The 16,644-nt window shown below is 55.8% G+C and carries 17 protein-coding genes; 2 read left to right on the forward strand and 15 right to left on the reverse strand.

Features of this window, described 5'->3' with window-relative positions; translation table 11 throughout:
- Positions 1-128: 128 nt before the first annotated feature.
- Genes mepA through prmB form a run of 3 tightly spaced genes read right to left on the reverse strand, consistent with a single transcriptional unit; the run spans position 129 to position 3,026 of the window.
- A complete protein-coding gene (mepA, locus tag AC6I8K_RS13110) occupies positions 129-953 on the reverse strand; it encodes a penicillin-insensitive murein endopeptidase (protein ID WP_483817908.1) in 825 nt (274 codons plus the stop codon).
- 8 nt (positions 954-961) lie between these two features.
- Entirely contained in the window at positions 962-2,047 is a 1,086-nt protein-coding gene (aroC, locus tag AC6I8K_RS13115) for a chorismate synthase (protein ID WP_497826864.1), read from the reverse strand.
- Between the two features lie 46 nt (positions 2,048-2,093).
- A complete protein-coding gene (gene prmB / locus AC6I8K_RS13120) occupies positions 2,094-3,026 on the reverse strand; it encodes a 50S ribosomal protein L3 N(5)-glutamine methyltransferase (protein ID WP_497826865.1) in 933 nt (310 codons plus the stop codon).
- A 158-nt stretch (positions 3,027-3,184) separates the two neighbouring features.
- Here prmB and smrB point away from each other — a divergent pair, with 158 nt between their 5' ends.
- Positions 3,185-3,733, forward strand: coding sequence for an endonuclease SmrB (gene smrB / locus AC6I8K_RS13125; protein WP_483817814.1), 549 nt, complete (start codon positions 3,185-3,187; stop codon positions 3,731-3,733).
- Positions 3,734-3,889: 156 nt separating this feature from the next.
- On the opposite strand, the gene sixA is transcribed toward smrB, so the two are convergent.
- The 4 genes from sixA to AC6I8K_RS13145 all read right to left on the reverse strand — a co-directional run bounded on the left by sixA (position 3,890) and on the right by AC6I8K_RS13145 (position 8,470).
- Positions 3,890-4,372, reverse strand: a complete 483-nt coding sequence (gene sixA / locus AC6I8K_RS13130; RefSeq protein WP_483817815.1) for a phosphohistidine phosphatase SixA — start codon at positions 4,370-4,372, stop codon at positions 3,890-3,892.
- 207 nt (positions 4,373-4,579) lie between these two features.
- The gene (fadJ, locus tag AC6I8K_RS13135) at positions 4,580-6,697 is read right to left on the reverse strand and encodes a fatty acid oxidation complex subunit alpha FadJ (protein WP_497826866.1); all 2,118 of its coding nucleotides are present in this window, start codon (positions 6,695-6,697) and stop codon (positions 4,580-4,582) included.
- Complete coding sequence (gene fadI / locus AC6I8K_RS13140) at positions 6,697-8,007, reverse strand: acetyl-CoA C-acyltransferase FadI (RefSeq protein WP_483817817.1); 1,311 nt, start codon at positions 8,005-8,007, stop codon at positions 6,697-6,699. Before fadI ends, fadJ begins: the two co-directional genes overlap by 1 nt.
- Before the next feature lie 166 nt (positions 8,008-8,173).
- A complete protein-coding gene (locus AC6I8K_RS13145; protein ID WP_073991668.1) occupies positions 8,174-8,470 on the reverse strand; it encodes a YfcZ/YiiS family protein in 297 nt (98 codons plus the stop codon).
- 359 nt (positions 8,471-8,829) lie between these two features.
- On the opposite strand from AC6I8K_RS13145, the gene fadL reads away from it, so the two are divergent.
- The gene (fadL, locus tag AC6I8K_RS13150) at positions 8,830-10,113 is read left to right on the forward strand and encodes a long-chain fatty acid transporter FadL (RefSeq protein ID WP_497826867.1); all 1,284 of its coding nucleotides are present in this window, start codon (positions 8,830-8,832) and stop codon (positions 10,111-10,113) included.
- 50 nt (positions 10,114-10,163) lie between these two features.
- Here fadL and mlaA read toward each other — a convergent pair whose 3' ends face one another.
- The 8 genes from mlaA to AC6I8K_RS13190 are packed head-to-tail and all read right to left on the reverse strand — an operon-like array spanning position 10,164 to position 16,591.
- A complete protein-coding gene (gene mlaA / locus AC6I8K_RS13155; protein WP_064739369.1) occupies positions 10,164-10,931 on the reverse strand; it encodes a phospholipid-binding lipoprotein MlaA in 768 nt (255 codons plus the stop codon).
- 35 nt (positions 10,932-10,966) lie between these two features.
- Positions 10,967-12,178 (reverse strand): c-type cytochrome biogenesis protein CcmI, encoded by a 1,212-nt coding sequence (ccmI, locus tag AC6I8K_RS13160; RefSeq protein WP_497826868.1) that lies wholly within the window; start codon positions 12,176-12,178, stop codon positions 10,967-10,969.
- On the reverse strand, positions 12,178-12,633 hold the full coding sequence (locus tag AC6I8K_RS13165; protein WP_483817819.1) for a cytochrome c-type biogenesis protein: 456 nt from the start codon (positions 12,631-12,633) through the stop codon (positions 12,178-12,180). Before AC6I8K_RS13165 ends, ccmI begins: the two co-directional genes overlap by 1 nt.
- Positions 12,630-13,187: a DsbE family thiol:disulfide interchange protein gene (locus AC6I8K_RS13170; protein WP_483817820.1), complete on the reverse strand. Its 558-nt coding sequence runs from the start codon at positions 13,185-13,187 to the stop codon at positions 12,630-12,632. Before AC6I8K_RS13170 ends, AC6I8K_RS13165 begins: the two co-directional genes overlap by 4 nt.
- Positions 13,184-15,142, reverse strand: coding sequence for a heme lyase CcmF/NrfE family subunit (locus AC6I8K_RS13175; RefSeq protein WP_497826869.1), 1,959 nt, complete (start codon positions 15,140-15,142; stop codon positions 13,184-13,186). The genes AC6I8K_RS13170 and AC6I8K_RS13175 overlap by 4 nt, the downstream gene beginning before the upstream one ends.
- Positions 15,139-15,624: a cytochrome c maturation protein CcmE gene (ccmE, locus tag AC6I8K_RS13180; RefSeq protein WP_497826870.1), complete on the reverse strand. Its 486-nt coding sequence runs from the start codon at positions 15,622-15,624 to the stop codon at positions 15,139-15,141. Before ccmE ends, AC6I8K_RS13175 begins: the two co-directional genes overlap by 4 nt.
- A complete protein-coding gene (ccmD, locus tag AC6I8K_RS13185) occupies positions 15,621-15,854 on the reverse strand; it encodes a heme exporter protein CcmD (RefSeq protein ID WP_064739375.1) in 234 nt (77 codons plus the stop codon). Before ccmD ends, ccmE begins: the two co-directional genes overlap by 4 nt.
- Positions 15,851-16,591: a heme ABC transporter permease gene (locus AC6I8K_RS13190; RefSeq protein WP_497826871.1), complete on the reverse strand. Its 741-nt coding sequence runs from the start codon at positions 16,589-16,591 to the stop codon at positions 15,851-15,853. The genes ccmD and AC6I8K_RS13190 overlap by 4 nt, the downstream gene beginning before the upstream one ends.
- Positions 16,592-16,644 lie beyond the last annotated feature (53 nt).

A 16,644-nucleotide genomic window follows, 5' to 3' on the forward strand; every position in this document is an offset into this window, starting at 1 on the left:
TCCTCAAATAACCGCGATCTTTTGAGCTGCAGCTGCGTTGACTGCGCTCGCCCACTCCAGTCACTTACTTAAGTAAGCTCCTGGAGATGAACGAACTTGCCGCCTTGCCGCAACTCAAATTCTCACGGTTATAACAAATGGCGGTCTAATAATGCCTGGCAGGAAGACGGTAGCGGCGGCGGCGTTTTTTTCACCGGCGGCGTACTGCCTGGTTTTTTTGGCAGGAACCAGCTGTCCAGCTCGGCGCCACAGCCATCGCCCGCAGGTTGAGGTGCCTGGTCTTCACACTCCAGACTGCCTGCTGGGCAACGCAAACGCACATGCATGTGCGCGCGATGGGCAAACCACGGACGCACTTTATTCAGCCATGCGCGATCGCTACCAGCATCAGCACACAGCTGTCTTTTAATCGCCGGATTAACAAAAATACGTGTCACTTCATCATCTTTCGCCGCCAGCTTAATCAGGCTATCAATTTGCGGCTGCCAGTGACGCGCAATCACCTGCTTATCATCGGCAGCAACCAGATCGAGCGGCTGCGGCTTGAGCAATTGTTGCGCCGTCCAGCGGGTTTTTGGCAATTGGAGCCAGATATCAACATCCAAACCGGTTTGATGGCTGGCGTGGCCACTGCTAAAACGGCCACCCGCCGCCATGCCCATATCGCCAATCAACACTTGTCCCAGCTGAAGCTGATGAACCTGGGTGCTGAGACGCTGAATAAAAGCGATCAAATCAGGATGACCGAAGTAGCGGCGCTGATCCTGACGCATCACCTGATAATTCGGTGAGTTAAGCGGCAGCTGCTGCGCGCCCACAATACAGCCGTTGGCGAAGCCGCCAATCGACTGCGGGCTTCCGGCAATGGGCTGATGGATTTGCTGCCACGGCGTAGCGGCAACGGCCGCCGCACTGCATAACAGCGCGGCACAGGTGATAAGCAGACGGCGCATCATCCGGCTTACCAGCGCGGAACGCTGCTGTTGACGTCACCATTTTGCGCGCGCTGGCGCAGCAGGTGATCCATCAACACAATGGCCATCATCGCTTCGGCAATCGGCACGGCGCGGATGCCCACGCAAGGATCGTGACGACCTTTGGTGATCATCTCCACTTCAGCGCCGTCGCGCGTAATGGTGTTACCCGGCACGGTGATGCTGGAGGTCGGTTTCATCGCCAGGTTGGCGCTGATGGTTTGGCCACTGCTGATGCCACCCAAAATACCGCCCGCGTGGTTGCTCTGGAAACCGTTGGCGCGAATTTCATCGCGATGCTGGCTGCCGCGCTGGCTGACCACGGCGAAACCGTCGCCGATCTCCACGCCTTTCACTGCGTTGATGCTCATTAGCGCATGTGCCAAATCGGCATCCAGACGATCAAACACCGGCTCACCCAAGCCCGGCGGCACGTTCTCTGCCAGCACGGTGACTTTGGCGCCGATGGAATCGCCCTCTTTTTTCAGGCCGCGCATCAGTTCATCCAGCGCTTCCAGCTTAGAGGCATCCGGGCAGAAGAACGGGTTCTCTTCCACAATGCTCCAGTCTTTCAATTCGCAGGCCACGTCGCCAATCTGTGCCAGATAGCCGCGCACCACGATGCCGTGCTTCATCTGCAAATACTTCTTGGCAATCGCACCTGCCGCCACGCGCATGGCGGTTTCACGCGCAGACGAGCGTCCGCCGCCGCGATAGTCACGCAGACCGTACTTCTGCTCGTAGGTGTAGTCGGCATGGCCAGGGCGGAACAGATCTTTGATCGCGCCGTAATCCTGTGAACGCTGGTCGGTGTTCTCAATTAACAGACCGATTGACGTCCCCGTTGTGACGCCCTCAAACACGCCGGACAAAATTTTCACCTGATCCGGCTCACGGCGCTGCGTGGTGTAGCGCGAAGTGCCAGGACGACGACGATCGAGATCGTGTTGAATGTCGGCTTCCGTTAGTGGAATGCCGGGCGGCACACCATCAACGATGCAGCCCAACGCAATACCATGCGACTCGCCAAAAGTGGTTACGCGAAAAACTTGTCCGATGCTGTTTCCGGCCATGCTGGTTCCTTGTTGCGATGTTGCGGGCGAGCGCTCGCCCTCTTATTTAGTCTTTGTAAAATGAGAAGTGATGCTGTGCCGCGACGATTTGCTCGCGCGTCAGCATAAATACGCCGTCACCGCCGTTATCAAACTCCAGCCAGGTAAACGGCACGTCTGGATACTGATCGATCATATGCACCATGCTGTTACCGACTTCGCAAATCAGCACGCCTTGCTCGGTGAGGTAATCGGGGGCACAGGCCAGAATGCGGCGTACCAGTTTCAGGCCGTCGCTGCCCGCTGCCAGACCGAGTTCCGGCTCGTGGCGGTATTCATTCGGCAGATCGTCCATATCTTCCGCATCCACGTAAGGGGGATTGGTGACGATCAAATCGTATTTCACCGGCGGCAAGTTGCGGAACAGATCGGCGCGGATAGGCGTAACGTGGTTCAGCAGCCCATGCTCTTCGATGTTTTGCTCGGCAACAGCCAGCGCATCGGTGGAGATATCCACCGCATCCACTTCCGCTTCCGGGAAGGCATATGCGCAGGCAATGGCGATGCAGCCGCTGCCGGTACACATATCGAGAATGTGATTAGGCGCATCGCTGATCAAACCGGCAAATCGGTTCTCAATCAGTTCACCAATCGGTGAACGCGGTACTAACACGCGTTCATCAACGTAAAATTCGTGGCCGCAGAACCAGGCTTTATTGGTGAGATAAGCCACTGGAATGCGCTCGTTGACGCGGCGAATCACGCGCTCAACAATGCGATGACGCTCGCTGGCAGTGAGGCGCGCATTGCGCATATCTTCTGGAATATCCAGCGGCAGCCACAGCGTTGGCAGAACCAGTTGGACTGCTTCGTCCCAGGGATTATCCGTGCCGTGGCCGTACCAAATGCCTGCCGCCGAAAAGCGGCTGACAGCCCAGCGCAGCATGTCCTGAATGGTGTGCAGTTCATTCACTGCCTCATCGACGAAAATCTTGTCCACGTAGCCCTCCGCAGGCCATAAAATCAATCGGCCGATAGTGTGCCACGAAGCCGGGCAGAATTCAGCGCAGCGAGGCGAAAAAGCTGACATTTGTTAACGCTAACGGTTAAGGTATGCCACCGGCTGTTAACCAGCCTTTTCTGACCTATTACAGAGCCATGAGTAAGAAAACGCCGCTAAGCCAGGACGATCAGCAGATGTTCCGCCAGTTGATGAGTGGGACGCGCAAGTTGAAACAGGACACCATTGTGCACAAACCGGTGGTAAAAACGCGTGAACTGCCGTTAAAACGCCTGATTTCAGAACAAGCCGATAACAGCCATTACTTCTCTGACGAGTTTCAGCCACTGTTGTCCAGCGAAGGACCGATGCGTTACGTGCGTGCTGACGTCAGCCATTACGAGCAGAAAAAATTGCGTCGCGGCGATTACACGCCAGAAATTTTTCTCGATCTGCACGGCTTAACGCAGATGCAGGCCAAGCAGGAGCTCGGCGCGCTTATCGCCGCCTGTCGCCGTGAGCATCTGTTCTGCGCCAGCGTAATGACAGGACACGGTAAACATATCCTCAAGCAGCAGACGCCGCTGTGGCTGGCACAGCATCCGCATGTGATGGCGTTTCATCAGGCACCGAAAATGTTTGGCGGCGACGCCGCGCTGCTGGTGTTGATAGAAGTGGAAGAGTGGCAACCGCCAGAACTGCCTTAATAAGGCATCCAGCCAACATACATCCCCAGGATGCTGACTTTAGTCAGTGACTGGGTGAGCAAGTGCAGCCAACGCACCTGCAGCTTGAAGTATGGCGGCTAGAAAAGGAAAGGGCCGCGTTTGCGGCCCACTGAGAGAGTATAAATCTCAGAGAAATTAGATTGCTTTGGCCAGTTTTGATGGGCTGACCTGCCACTCCAGCTTGCCTTCGCAGGCATCTGCATCAAAGTTCACGCAGGCTATTGCTGAAGTCGCGAACATCGGCGGCGCTTCCTGCGGGCAGAGTTCAGACACCAGATATCCCACCAGCGGCAGATGCGAAATCACCAGCGCCGACTTGATCCCTTTTTGTGCCAGCGCCTGCAGATAACAAGCCACCATGCCCGGATCGCCGCCCGGCGTGAGTTCCGGTAACACATCCTGCCCTTCCGGCAGCTTCAAGGTTTCGCGCACCGTTGCGAGCGTTTGCTCGGCACGCAGATAGGGACTGACTAATACCCGATCGATATCTGGCGTTTTGCCGTTGAGCCAACTCGCCATCGCTCTCGATTCATCACAGCCACAGAGTGTGAGAGGTCGAACAGAATCACTCGCTGCTTCCAGAGCTGCGTCGCCATGACGCATGATAAAAACTTGCATAAAGCACCGCTGTTGTTTGTCGATATCGCCCGGTACCACAGCACCAGACGCTTCATTCTGCGAATGAACGGTGTGTTTTACCCCAATGGCTTGAGTATAGTCAACCGGTTGTTTATTAAATAAGCAAATCTCAGAATGGTGCCGCGCTTACCGCTGCGCGGCTCTCTGACTAACCCGCTGAATCTCTGTGCCTATTCACGATTGTGCTTAAGTGTAAAAATTCGTTTGCTCTTCTGACATTGCGATCAGCGCCTCACTCGGCGTAAAACGATCGCCGTGCTGCTGCATTAATGACCTTAATGCGTTGACGATATCGCCAATGCCTCGCTGATCCATATAGCGAAACGGACCGCCAAGGAACGGTGGGAAACCGATGCCAAATACCGCCGCGATATCACCATCACGCGCGCTGCGGATTACCGCTTCATCCAGGCAGCGTGCCGCTTCGTTCAGCATCATCAACACGCAGCGCTCGGCGATCTGCGCTTCACTCTGCTTCGCCTGCGGTTTGATGTTCAACAACGTGTAGAGGGACGCATCAGCTTTACGCCTGCCCGGCCAGCGCGAGCGATGATAAAGATAGAAACCTTGGTGGTTTTTGCGCCCTTTTCTACCGTCGGCCAGAATTGCGTTCGCGGCTGGGGGTGCACTGAAACGTGAACCGTAAGCCTGTTCGAGAATCGGGCTGATTTTGCTACCGACATCAATTCCCACTTCGTCAAGCAGCTGCAGCGGTCCAACCGGGAAACCGAATTTCACTAAAGCGCGATCGATATGCTCAATCGGCTCACCTTCCTGCAAGCAGTGCATCGCTTCATTTATATAAGGCGCGAGAATGCGGTTAACGTAAAAGCCGGGACGATCCGCCACGACAACTGCAGTTTTGCCCTGCTGACGTGCCAACTGCACCGTATTCGCCAGCGTTTGCGCCGAGGTATTGGCATGAGGAATGACCTCCACCAACGGCATTTTGTCCACCGGGCTGAAGTAGTGCAGCCCGATAATATTTTCCGGTCGCTGCGCGTTAGCGGCAATCTCCGCAATCGGCAGTGACGAGGTATTGGAGGCGAAAATGGTATGCGGCTGGCAATGGCTTTCGATTTCGTTGACCATCTGCTGCTTGAGCGCCAGATCCTCAAATACCGCTTCAATCACCAGATCGCGCTGACTAAACCCTTGATAATCGATGCCGCCGCTGATGCGCGCCATCTGTTGCTGACGTTCGGCCGCCTTTAGCTGGCGCCGCTTCACCTTGTTGCTCAGGAGATCCCAGCTGTATTGCAGCGCATGATTCACGCCGTTGAGATTGATGTCTTTAATGCGCACCGGCAAACCGGCTTTCAGCGCGGTGACGCTGGCGATGCCGCCACCCATCAACCCGCCGCCGAGCACGCCAATCTGCTTCAGCGCTTGCGGCTCAACACTGGCCATCGCCTCTTTCTTTAAAGCGGTTGAGGCGAAGAACAGGCTGCGCAACGCCGCCGATTCTGGTGTCATCGCCAATTGGCCAAAGGCGCGCGCTTCCGCTTCGTGCCCGGCGCTGCTGCCCTGCTCCAGACCCATGCGCACCACGTCAAGAATACGCTCGGCCGCAGGATAGTTACCCTGGGTTTTGCTGTGGGTTTGACGCCGCGCCAGCGAAAACAGCACCTGACGCGCAATCGGCCCCTGCAGTAAACGATCGCGGCGCGATAGCTCCCGGCGTGCGCCTTTTCCTTTATGTACACGTGCTATCGCCGTTTCCAGCAGAATCGATTGCGGCACCGCGTCATCCACAATCCCGAGCTTGAGCGCCTGCTTAGCACGCAGCTGTTTACCGGTGAGGATCAGCGGCAGCGCCTGCTGCACGCCAATCAGGCGCGGCAACCGTTGCGTACCGCCGGACCCCGGCAGCAGACCGAGTTGTACCTCCGGCAAACCGAGACGCGTTTTGTCATCCAACGAACAGATGCGAGCATCACAGGCCAGCGCCAGTTCCAGACCGCCGCCAAGACAGGCACCGTGAATCGCTGCCACGACAGGAAACGGCAGCGCAGCAATCATCGCCATCACCTCTTGTCCCTGTTTTGCCAGCGCCTCCGCTTCTTGCGCCGTTTTGCAGTTGGCGATCATGCTGATATCTGCTCCGGCAACAAAGTTGTCCGGTTTACCGGAGATCAACACTAATCCGACCAAATCCTTATGGCTGCGCGCTTGATCCAGCACCGCTTTAATCTGCGGCACAAACTCGGCCTTCAACGTGTTCATCTTCTCGCCCGGTACGTCGAGGGTGATCACACCAACATGGTCGAGACGCATATGTAAATGAAAGGCAGATTCGCTCATTATTCGGCCTCCAGAACCATTGCCGTGCCCAGGCCTCCCGCCGCGCAGGCGGTGACCAATCCTAAACCGCCGCCGCGCCGCCGCAGTTCCTGCAACGTTTGCGTGATCATGCGTGCGCCGGTGGCGGCAAACGGATGTCCATAAGCAATCGATCCGCCGAGCACGTTAAAGCGTTCTTCATTGACTTCGCCCAGCGCATGAGGACGATTTAACACCTCGCGCGCAAAACGTTCATCGCGGAACATTTTTAAGTTCGCTAAGGTCTGTGCGGCAAAGGCTTCATGCATATCAATCAGCGTCAGATCGTTAAGCGTGATGCCGGCGCGATCCAGTGCCAGCGGCGAGGCGTAAGCGGGACCCAACAGCATGTCCTGCCAGACATCAATCGCGGTAAAAGCGTAGCTACGCAGATAGCCCAAAGGTTGAATGCCAAGCTCACGCGCGCGCCCTTCGCGCATCAGGATCACTGCCGCGGCGCCATCGGTCAGCGGCGTGCTGTTGGCGGCGGTCACTGAACCGTGGCGGCGATCAAATGCCGGACGCAGTTTAGCGTAATCGGCAGCGCTGGCGTTGAAGCGGATATTGTTGTCCTGCTCGATAGGTGCTTTCCACGGCGGGACAAACGCTGGCATGACTTCCTGCGTTAGTACGCCCGACTGCCAGGCGCGCGCAGCATGCTGGTGCGAACGCAGCGCTAACCCGTCTTGCTGCTCACGTGTGATGCCGTGACTTTTCGCCATCTGCTCGGCGGTATCGCCCATGCGCAACCCGGTGGAATACTCCGCGACTGCCGGTGGCACCGGCATCAGATCGCGGGGGCGTAAACGACGCAGGATGCTGAGTTTTTGGCTGAAGCTGCGGGCTTTATTCAGATCCACCAGCGCACGCGCCAGGGTTTTACTGACGCCAATCGGCAGCACTGACGATGAGTCCGCGCCGCCCGCAATACCGGCATCAATGGTGCCTGCCATCAGGCTTTCCGCCACGTTTGCCACCGCCTGAAAGCTGGTGGCGCAGGCGCGACTCACGCTGTACGCATCGGTATGCACGCTTAGTCCGCTGCTCAGGACAATTTCACGCGCAATGTTGGGCGCTTCCGGCATCTGTACCACCTGACCAAACACCAGTTGGTCGATGACGTCGACCGGTAATTCGCTGCGCGCCATCAGTTCGCTGATCACCATGCGGCCCAACTCCAGTGCGGGAATGCCGTGAAAATCGGTCGCTTGACGGGCAAAAGGGGTTCGTAATCCGTGGGTTATGGCGATACGTTCGCCCTGACGCGTCAGCAGCGGCTGCGCTTTGCTCATTGCAATCACCTGTAATTTTCGACCGGGGCATCATTGCCAAACAGGTCTGACCTGATCATCAGTGTTAACTAAGTGTTGCTAAGTAGCCAATAACCAGAGGAAAAAAGTGCGAGGGAATACACGAAAAAGAGTTAACGCTGCCGAAGGGAGTTCGGCAGCGGCGGGATTAACGTAAGCCGAGCTGGAAAATCAGGGTTTCAGCCTGGCAGGCAAAGGTGAAGTCGATAGTCAGGCGCACAGCGTCGCCTTCATTGGCAAAATCCGCGCGAATTTCGCAAGGATCGGATTCCACCTGACGCGCGCGTTCAGTCAAATGCGCCAGCATCGCATCCGCCGCATGACGATCGGCAAATACACCAGACCAGCTTGCGGTGCAATCGGTGTTATCCATAACGGTACCCACATCTACACAGCAACAGGCCGCCGTTTCGTTAGCACTACACTTTTTAATGGCATCAGTCATGGTTTTCTCCTGACGATAAATTCAACATGATCGGATCATTTTCTGCCGCAAAGTGTACGCCTGCTGCGTTTTCACATCCACGATCACGCCGCTAAGTGACGAATATCACACTAAAAATTGATCCAGAACAAAATTGAAAGCGCTGTCGTCAGTGAACCGCTAAGATTTTGTTAAGCAGATCTGATTTTATCAATCAAATTGGAAATATCTCAAAAACATTATTGCAACAAATACACAGGTCGGACCTATACTCGTCGCACTGGTCTGATATGTGGTTTTGCCATCAGTCCCTACAATTCGCCGCTCTTTGTTACGCGACGTAACAACGTTAAATAATAAATCTAGATGAGGTTGTGGTCATGAACCATAAAAACCTGTTTGCAAAGTCAGCTGTGGCAGCTGCAGTAACGCTCGTCTGTTCTCATGTTTACGCCGCGGGCTTTCAACTTAATGAATTCTCAGCAATTGGTTTAGGTCGTGCTTATTCCGGTGAGGGTGCGATGGGTGATACCGCCGCCTCTGCCAGCCGCAACCCGGCAACCATGGCGTTAATGGATCGCCCCTCTTTCTCCATCGGCGCGGTGTATATTGATCCTGAAGTGGATATCAGCGGTCAGAGCCCATCTGGTCGCAGCCTTGATTCAAAAAATATTGCCCCAAACCAGTGGATTCCCAATATCCACTATGTACAGCCGATTAACGATCAATGGTGGATTGGCGCTTCAGCCACCTCGAATTATGGTCTGGCAACCGAATTTAATGATGGTTATACCGCGGGCGGTTACGGCGGCAAAACCGACCTGATGACCGGTAATTTTAATGTCAGCACGGCTTATCGACTGAATGAACACTTCAGTTTCGGTATCGGATTTGATGCGGTCTACGCCAAAGCGAAAATTGAGCGTTATGCCGGTGAAGCAGGTGCAGTAGCTGGATTACCCGCCGATACCCAGATTGCGCATTTAAAAGGTGATGAGTGGAGCTACGGCTGGAACGCCGGCATCCTGTACGAAGTGGATAAAGACAACCGCTTTGGCTTTACCTACCGTTCAGAAGTCAAAGTGGACTTTGACGGTGACTATAAGAGCAACATCCCCACCGCCTTCAATGGTACGCCGCAGGCACTTGCTTTAGGTCTGCCTTACGGCACAAGCGGCACCACTATCCCGGGTTCTCTGACCTTAAATCTGCCTGAGATGTGGGAAGTTTCCGGTTGGCATAAAGTAGCGCCGCAATGGGCCGTGCACTATAGCCTGGCGTACACCAGCTGGAGTCAGTTCCAGGAACTTAAAGCCACCGGCAGCAATGGCCAGACGCTGTTCTACAAGGATGAAGGCTTCCACGATGCCTATCGAATTGCGTTGGGTACTACGTACTTCTATGACGATAACTGGACCTTCCGCAGCGGTATCGCCTTTGATGACAGCCCGGTTCCGGCCGATAAGCGCTCTATCTCCATCCCGGATCAGGATCGCCTGTGGTTGAGCGCCGGTGCGTCATACGCGTTTAATGAAGATGCATCTGTAGACGTGGGTGTTTCTTACATGCATGGCCAAAAAGTTACCGTCAAAGAAGGCCCCTATACCTTTAACTCAGAAGGTAAAGCCTGGCTGTACGGCGCGAACTTCAACTATAAGTTCTGATGTCTTGCCAGACGTGAAAAAAACGGCGACTGTTATGTCGCCGTTTTCTTTTATTGGGAATCGATATCCTTGAGATCATCCTGAATCGCACTGGCATTCGGATTATCTTCCGGCTTCAGCTTACCGCCGTTGGCGATAAAGTCATGCCGCTGGAAGTAGGCATTACGAATAAAGGCGTAAGGATCTTGCTGCTGGCGCAGGATGGCATCGGAATCCAGCAATTGCGCACGCGTTTCAATACCTTCCAGCGTCCATTTACCCACCGAGATCGGCCAGCTCAACCAGCTGAGAACCGGATAGAGGGTATCGACGAAATCACCGCCATCTTCACGAACAGTGAAACTACCGTAAGCCGGTAATTCAACATACGGGCCGTAACCGACGCCGTAACGTCCCAGCGTGCTACCAAAACGATGCGGCACTTCACGCGCCAGCTCCGGATTGGCTTTGCCCGCCACGTCGATAAAACCACCCAGCCCTAGCACGGTGTTCAGGAAGAAGCGGGTGAAGTGGACGCCGGCCTGGCGAGGTTCACCCACCAGGATGGCGTTGACCATGCTGGCAGGCTCTTCAAGGTTACCGAGCACATTGCTGATACCGCTGCGTGCCGGCACCGGCACATAATCACGCCAGGCTACCGCCACCGGGCGCAGAACATACGGATCCAACACGTTATAGTTGAAGTTAAACATCGTGCGGTTAAAGCCTTCCAGCGGATCGCTGCGCTGCGCAGGTTCCGTATTGTCGGCCGGTTTTGAGCTGGCGCAACCCACCAACAGTAAACTGGCTAACGCCAAACCGGTCAGGCGGTTATTCATTCTTCTCTCCCTGTGCGGAACAGTAAGGTATCGCTTCAGGGCTGCTGTTGATTAATTTCCACAGCCAGCTGCTGATGACCATTCCAGGGTGTGACCGCGCTTAAACCAAACCAGTCGCCAGACTGAGGATTGGCACTGCCGTCGCGCGAAATGCGCACCCTGACCTGCACCTGATGCTGCGCCGAAAGCAGGCGATCGGGCATCATGGCATTGCTGTCATCCAGCGTAAGCGATAACGGGAAGTGGCTCAGCGGTAAACGCTTCACAGCCACAGGCACCGGTGAAACACCGTCAGACACAGAAATATACAACAGTCCGCCTTGCGGTAACATTTTTTCTGCCTGTGGCGTCAAACTCACCGTCAATGCCAGGTTGCTATTTTGCTGTCCCGCGGCGGTTTTCGCTTGTTCAATACTGCGTTCGATCATGGTGATGCGGCGATCGCCTGCCGGTAACAGTTTCAACATCACCTGCCAGGCACCCATTGCTTCATTGTACTGCTGCTGTTCGAAAGCATTAAACGCCAGCAGACTCAGCGTGCGCACATCGCTGTGATCGCGTTTGAGCAGCTCTTTCAGCAATACGTTGGCCTGACGATTATCCTGCGGATCGCTGGAGCGCGTTAGCACCTCGGCGTAATCCTGCTGCAGTTCGATATTGTCTGGCGCCAGCTGCAGCGCATGTTCAAACGCCTGGCTGGCATCGGTGGCGTTATTCAGCACCATGCCTAAGCGGCCCAGCATCGCCCAATCGTTGAGGTTAGTAGCGTCGTTCTGCAGCGAGTTACGCAGACCAAGCTGCAGACGCGCCAGCTCTTCCATGGTCAGCGGTTGAGCTTTGGGATCCATCACGCGCGCACGTAACGCAGGATATTCCTGCTTTACGCTGACAAATGCGGTCTGCTGCGCGAGTCCGCCGGTTTTCAGATACATGCCAACCGACACCACCACCAACACAATTACGCCTGGCAGTAATACCCAGCGGCTGCTGCGATGAAGGGTAGCGGCATCCTGCTGCGGCACATCGGTTAACAGCGTTTGTTGCAGCTCGCGCACCATTTCCGGGCGTTCAGCCACTACGCCCTCTTCTTCATCACGTTCCAGCTCGCGCAGGCGTTGCTGGTAGAAATGGGTGTTGAGACGATCGCGATCGCCACTGCTGGCCTCGCGCTGACGCCAGCCGGCACGCAGAAACAGCGCGATGGCCGCCAGCAGTAAAATAATCAGGGTAATCCAGAATCCAGTCATTACGGCTTCCCGTCACGCTTGAGTAACGCCGCAAGGCGCTGTTGTTCACTATCGTCCAGTTCGCTACGCGCTCTACCGCGACGATTGCGCAGAATAATGATCAGCGCCCCCAGCACCACAAATAGCGCTGGCCCTACCCACAAAATCAGCGTGGAAGGGGTTACCGGCGGCTCATAGGTCACAAAGTTGCCATAACGCGCCACCATGTAATCGATGATTTGCTGACGATTTTCACCCTGCTTCATCAACTCGTAGACTTTGAGACGCATGTCTGCGGCGATCATCGCATTGGAATCGGCAATGCTGTTGTTCTGGCATTTTGGGCAACGCAGCGATGCTGTGAGATCGCGGTATTGCTCTTCCTGCTGCACCGAATCGAACTGATAGGTATCAATCGCCGCCCACAGGCTGGTGCTGAGCAGAATGCCCGCAAAGAGGAGAAGCAGCCGTTTCATACGCCCGCCTCCTTGTTGTATTTATCCCACAGCGGTTTCACTTCTTCGCGCCAGACGCGATCGTTCATGTCGCCAGCGTGGCGATAGCGAATAATGCCTTTGCCATCGATCAGGAAGGTTTCCGGGGCGCCGTAAACGCCGAGATCCAGACCGAGCATGCCGTTACCGTCATACAGGCTGAGCGCATATGGATTGCCCAGCGTGTTCAGCCAGGTCACGGCTTTGTTGCGATCGTCTTTATAATTCAGGCCAACCACACGAATGCCTTTTTCCGCCAGCGTGTTGAGATATTGATGCTCAGCGCGGCAGGTCGGGCACCATGTTGCCCAGACATTCAGCAGAATCGGCTTGCCGTCGGTCAGAACATGTTGATCGTAAATTTTGCCCGGCTGATCGAGCGCTTCAAGTTTAAACACCGGCACCGGCTTGCCGATCAGCGCCGACTCAAGACGCGTCGGATCATCGCCGTTGGCGTTGCGCGACAGCTGCCACAGCAGCGCCACCGCTAATAACAGAAAAAGAACTAACGGGATAAACAGGATTTTTTTGTTCATGCCAGCTCCTCGCGCTCTTCTTTTTTACGTGAGCGATAGCGCGGATCGAACAGGCAGAATAAACCGCCCACCGCCATAAACACGCCGCCGTACCAGATCCAGCGCACAAACGGTTTGTAGTAAATACGCACCGCCCAGGAACCATCATCCAGCTCTTCACCGAGTGCCGCATAAAGATCGCGGGTGAAACCGCCGCTGATCGCTGCTTCCGTCATCATGGTGCGCGCTGCTGCATAGAAGCGTTTCTCCGCCTGCATCACCGCTTCCAGTTTGCCGTCACGCGTCACTTCGATTACCGCCACGCCGCCGCTGTAGTTCGGCCCTTGCAGGTTACGTACGCCATGGAAAGTGAAATGATAACTGTGGATATCGACGCTATCGCCCGCCTTCATACGGACATCACGCTCAACGCTATATTGGGTACTAAAGGCGATCCCGACAACGGTCACCGCCACGCCAAGATGGCCCAGCACCATGCCCCAATGGCTGCGCGAAAGATGACGTAAACCTTTGAAGAAGGAGTGACGATGGGTGGCGCGCTCATGCAGTTCCATCAGCGTCAGCATGATTACCCAAATCGACATCAGCAGGCCGATTACCGTCATGGCCTCAATACGATCCTGCAGCACCCACGGTAGCGCGATTGACAGAATCAGCGTCACCAGCAGGCCAACACCAAGGCGTTTCCACAGCTTTTGCGGCTGATCGCGACGCCAGCGCACCAGCGGGCCAATGCCGAGCATCAGCGCGAACGGTGCCATCAGCCAGGTAAACATAGTATTAAAGAAGGGTTCACCCACCGAGATGCTGCCGAGACCCAGCTGTTTATGCACCAGCGGCAGCAGCGTACCGAGCAATACCACCAGCATCGCGGCAATCAGCAGCACGTTGTTACCCAGCAGGAAGGATTCGCGTGACCAGGCTTCGCTCTGCACGCGACTGCGCACTTGGCCGCCTTTCAGCGCATACAGCAGCAGTGAACTGCCAATCACAATCACCAGGAAGGCGAGAATAAACATACCGCGCGCCGGATCGGACGCGAACGAGTGTACTGAAACCAGCACGCCGGAGCGCACGAGGAAGGTGCCAAGCAGACTTAACGAGAACGCGGTAATCGCCAGCAATACCGTCCACGACTTAAAGCTGCCGCGCTTTTCCGTCACCGCCAGCGAGTGCATCAGCGCTGTGCCAGCCAGCCACGGCATAAAGGAGGCGTTTTCGACCGGATCCCAGAACCACCAGCCGCCCCAGCCGAGCTCGTAATACGCCCACGCCGAACCGAGCACAATCCCGATAGTCAGGAACACCCACGCGGCGGTGGTCCACGGGCGTGACCAGCGCGCCCATGCGGTATCCAGACGTCCGGCCATCAGCGAGGCAATGGCAAACGCAAACGCCACCGAGAAGCCAACGTAACCCATGTATAACAGCGGCGGATGGAAGATCAGACCGATATCCTGCAGCATTGGGTTCAGGTCACGCCCGTCAATCGGGAAGTTTGGCAAGGTGCGGGTAAACGGGTTCGAGGTGAGGATGATAAACAGCAGGAAGCCGAGGTTAATCATGCCCATCACCGCCAGCACGCGCGCCAGCGCATCCTGCGGCATTCCGCGACTGAAGATCGCCACCGCTAACGTCCAGGTGCTGAGCAGCAGCACCCACAACAGCAGTGAACCTTCGTGTGCGCCCCAGGTGGCCGCGACACGATAGTAAACCGGCAGCAAGGTGTTGGAGTTGGTTGCGACATAGCCGACGGTGAAATCATTCACTACAAAGGCGTGTACCAACACCAGGAAAGAGGCGGCGACACAGACAAACATGCCCCACGTCAGTGGACGCGCCATCGCCATCAAACGCGCATCCTGACGTGCCGCGCCCCACAACGGATAAACACTCAACAGTAGCGCCAATCCCAGCGCCAGACACAGCAAGAAGCTACCAATTTCCGGCATCATGATTGCGCACCCGACTGCTGATAAGCGGACGTTGGTCCTGTGTGATTCTTCTTCATCGCATCTTCAATTTCAGGTGGCGTATATTTTTCATCGTGCTTCGCCAGCACTTCTTTGGCGTTCACCAGATTGCCTTCCTCCAGCACGCCTTGCGCGACGACGCCCTGCCCTTCACGGAACAGGTCTGGCAGAATACCTTCGTAGGTGACACTGACCACGCCGTTGGCGTCATACAGTTTGAAAGAAACGGCGAGGGTTTTCGGATCGCGCTTGACGCTGCCCGGCATCACCATGCCGCCAATGCGCAAGCGCTGGCCCGGCTCAGGCTTCTGATGATCTTCGCCCTTGCCGTTCAAAATTTCACTTGGGGTATAAAACAGGTCGATGTTGGAACGCAGCGCGTACATCACCAGCGCGGTCGCCAGGCCAAGCCCGATCAACACCGCGACCGCCACATACAGACGGTTACGACGACGGATATTCACACGGATTCTCCCGCTGCTTCACTGGCAGCTTTTTTCGATTTAGCCGCGCGAATACGGCTCTCTCTCGACTGACGCTGACGAATTTCCGCCAGCAGACGGCGGCGGAACAGCACAGTGTGCAGCACCAGACCCAATAAGGGGATCAACGTGAGGATGACGGCGAGCCAGACGTAAAAGGCATAGCCGCCCATGGCAAAGAAATCGCTCCACGATGCAAAGGCTGGCGTCATGATTTGCGTCCTCCCTGTGCAACATCAATCGCCCACGGACGATGGCGCTCGGTAAACAGAATCAGGTTACGCAAACGCATTAAGGTCAGCGCGCCGAACACCAGCAAGTAGCCGAGAATCGACCAGCGCAGCGGTGTGCGCATGCTCGGATCAATGGCCTGTTGCAGAATACCTGATGAACCTTGATGCAGCGTGTTCCACCACTGCACCGAGAAGTGAATGATCGGCAGATTGACTACGCCCACCAGAATCAAAATCCCGGCAGCGCGACCGGCAGTGCGGCGATCGTCAAAGGAGTGATAGAGGGCGATGACGCCCATATAAAGGAACAGCAACACCAACTCCGATGTCAGGCGCGCATCCCAGATCCACCAGGTCCCCCACATTGGTTTGCCCCAGGCCGAACCGGTGATCAGCGCGATAAAAGTGAACACCGCGCCAATGGGCGCCATCGCGGCTGAAACCAGATCGGCCATCTTCATCTGCCACACCAGACCGATAAACGCGGCAATCGCCATTGATGCATATACACCCATTGACCACATCGCCGCAGGCACGTGAATGTACATAATTCGGAAGCTGTTGCCCTGCTGATAATCCGCCGGTGCAAAGCCGAAGCCCCACCCCCAACCAAGTAACAGCGTGCCAACGCCCAGCACCGCGAACCAGGGAATCACGCGCCCGCATAGCTGGTAAAGCCGTTCAGGCTTTGCCCACTGGTGTAACCATTTCCACATTTTTGCATCGCTCACAATAAACAGAATTCAGGTTTCGGCCGCTCTGGGGCGAC

The organism is Pantoea sp. X-Soil-ISGK-421 (assembly GCF_059730785.1).

Excerpts from the sequence above, each read along its gene's own strand:
- mepA (WP_483817908.1), bottom strand. The coding sequence starts at position 953 with ATGCGCCGTCTGCTTATCACCTGTGCCGCGCTGTTATGCAGTGCGGCG.
- fadI (WP_483817817.1), bottom strand. The coding sequence starts at position 8,007 with ATGAGCAAAGCGCAGCCGCTGCTGACGCGTCAGGGCGAACGTATCGCC.
- AC6I8K_RS13175 (WP_497826869.1), bottom strand. The coding sequence starts at position 15,142 with ATGATGCCGGAAATTGGTAGCTTCTTGCTGTGTCTGGCGCTGGGATTG.
- fadJ (WP_497826866.1), bottom strand. The coding sequence starts at position 6,697 with ATGAGCGAATCTGCCTTTCATTTACATATGCGTCTCGACCATGTTGGT.
- smrB (WP_483817814.1), top strand. The coding sequence starts at position 3,185 with ATGAGTAAGAAAACGCCGCTAAGCCAGGACGATCAGCAGATGTTCCGC.
- mlaA (WP_064739369.1), bottom strand. The coding sequence starts at position 10,931 with ATGAATAACCGCCTGACCGGTTTGGCGTTAGCCAGTTTACTGTTGGTG.
- AC6I8K_RS13170 (WP_483817820.1), bottom strand. The coding sequence starts at position 13,187 with ATGAACAAAAAAATCCTGTTTATCCCGTTAGTTCTTTTTCTGTTATTA.
- AC6I8K_RS13190 (WP_497826871.1), bottom strand. The coding sequence starts at position 16,591 with ATGTGGAAATGGTTACACCAGTGGGCAAAGCCTGAACGGCTTTACCAG.
- aroC (WP_497826864.1), bottom strand. The coding sequence starts at position 2,047 with ATGGCCGGAAACAGCATCGGACAAGTTTTTCGCGTAACCACTTTTGGC.
- AC6I8K_RS13145 (WP_073991668.1), bottom strand. The coding sequence starts at position 8,470 with ATGACTGATGCCATTAAAAAGTGTAGTGCTAACGAAACGGCGGCCTGT.
- sixA (WP_483817815.1), bottom strand. The coding sequence starts at position 4,372 with ATGCAAGTTTTTATCATGCGTCATGGCGACGCAGCTCTGGAAGCAGCG.
- ccmI (WP_497826868.1), bottom strand. The coding sequence starts at position 12,178 with ATGACTGGATTCTGGATTACCCTGATTATTTTACTGCTGGCGGCCATC.
- fadL (WP_497826867.1), top strand. The coding sequence starts at position 8,830 with ATGAACCATAAAAACCTGTTTGCAAAGTCAGCTGTGGCAGCTGCAGTA.
- AC6I8K_RS13165 (WP_483817819.1), bottom strand. The coding sequence starts at position 12,633 with ATGAAACGGCTGCTTCTCCTCTTTGCGGGCATTCTGCTCAGCACCAGC.
- ccmD (WP_064739375.1), bottom strand. The coding sequence starts at position 15,854 with ATGACGCCAGCCTTTGCATCGTGGAGCGATTTCTTTGCCATGGGCGGC.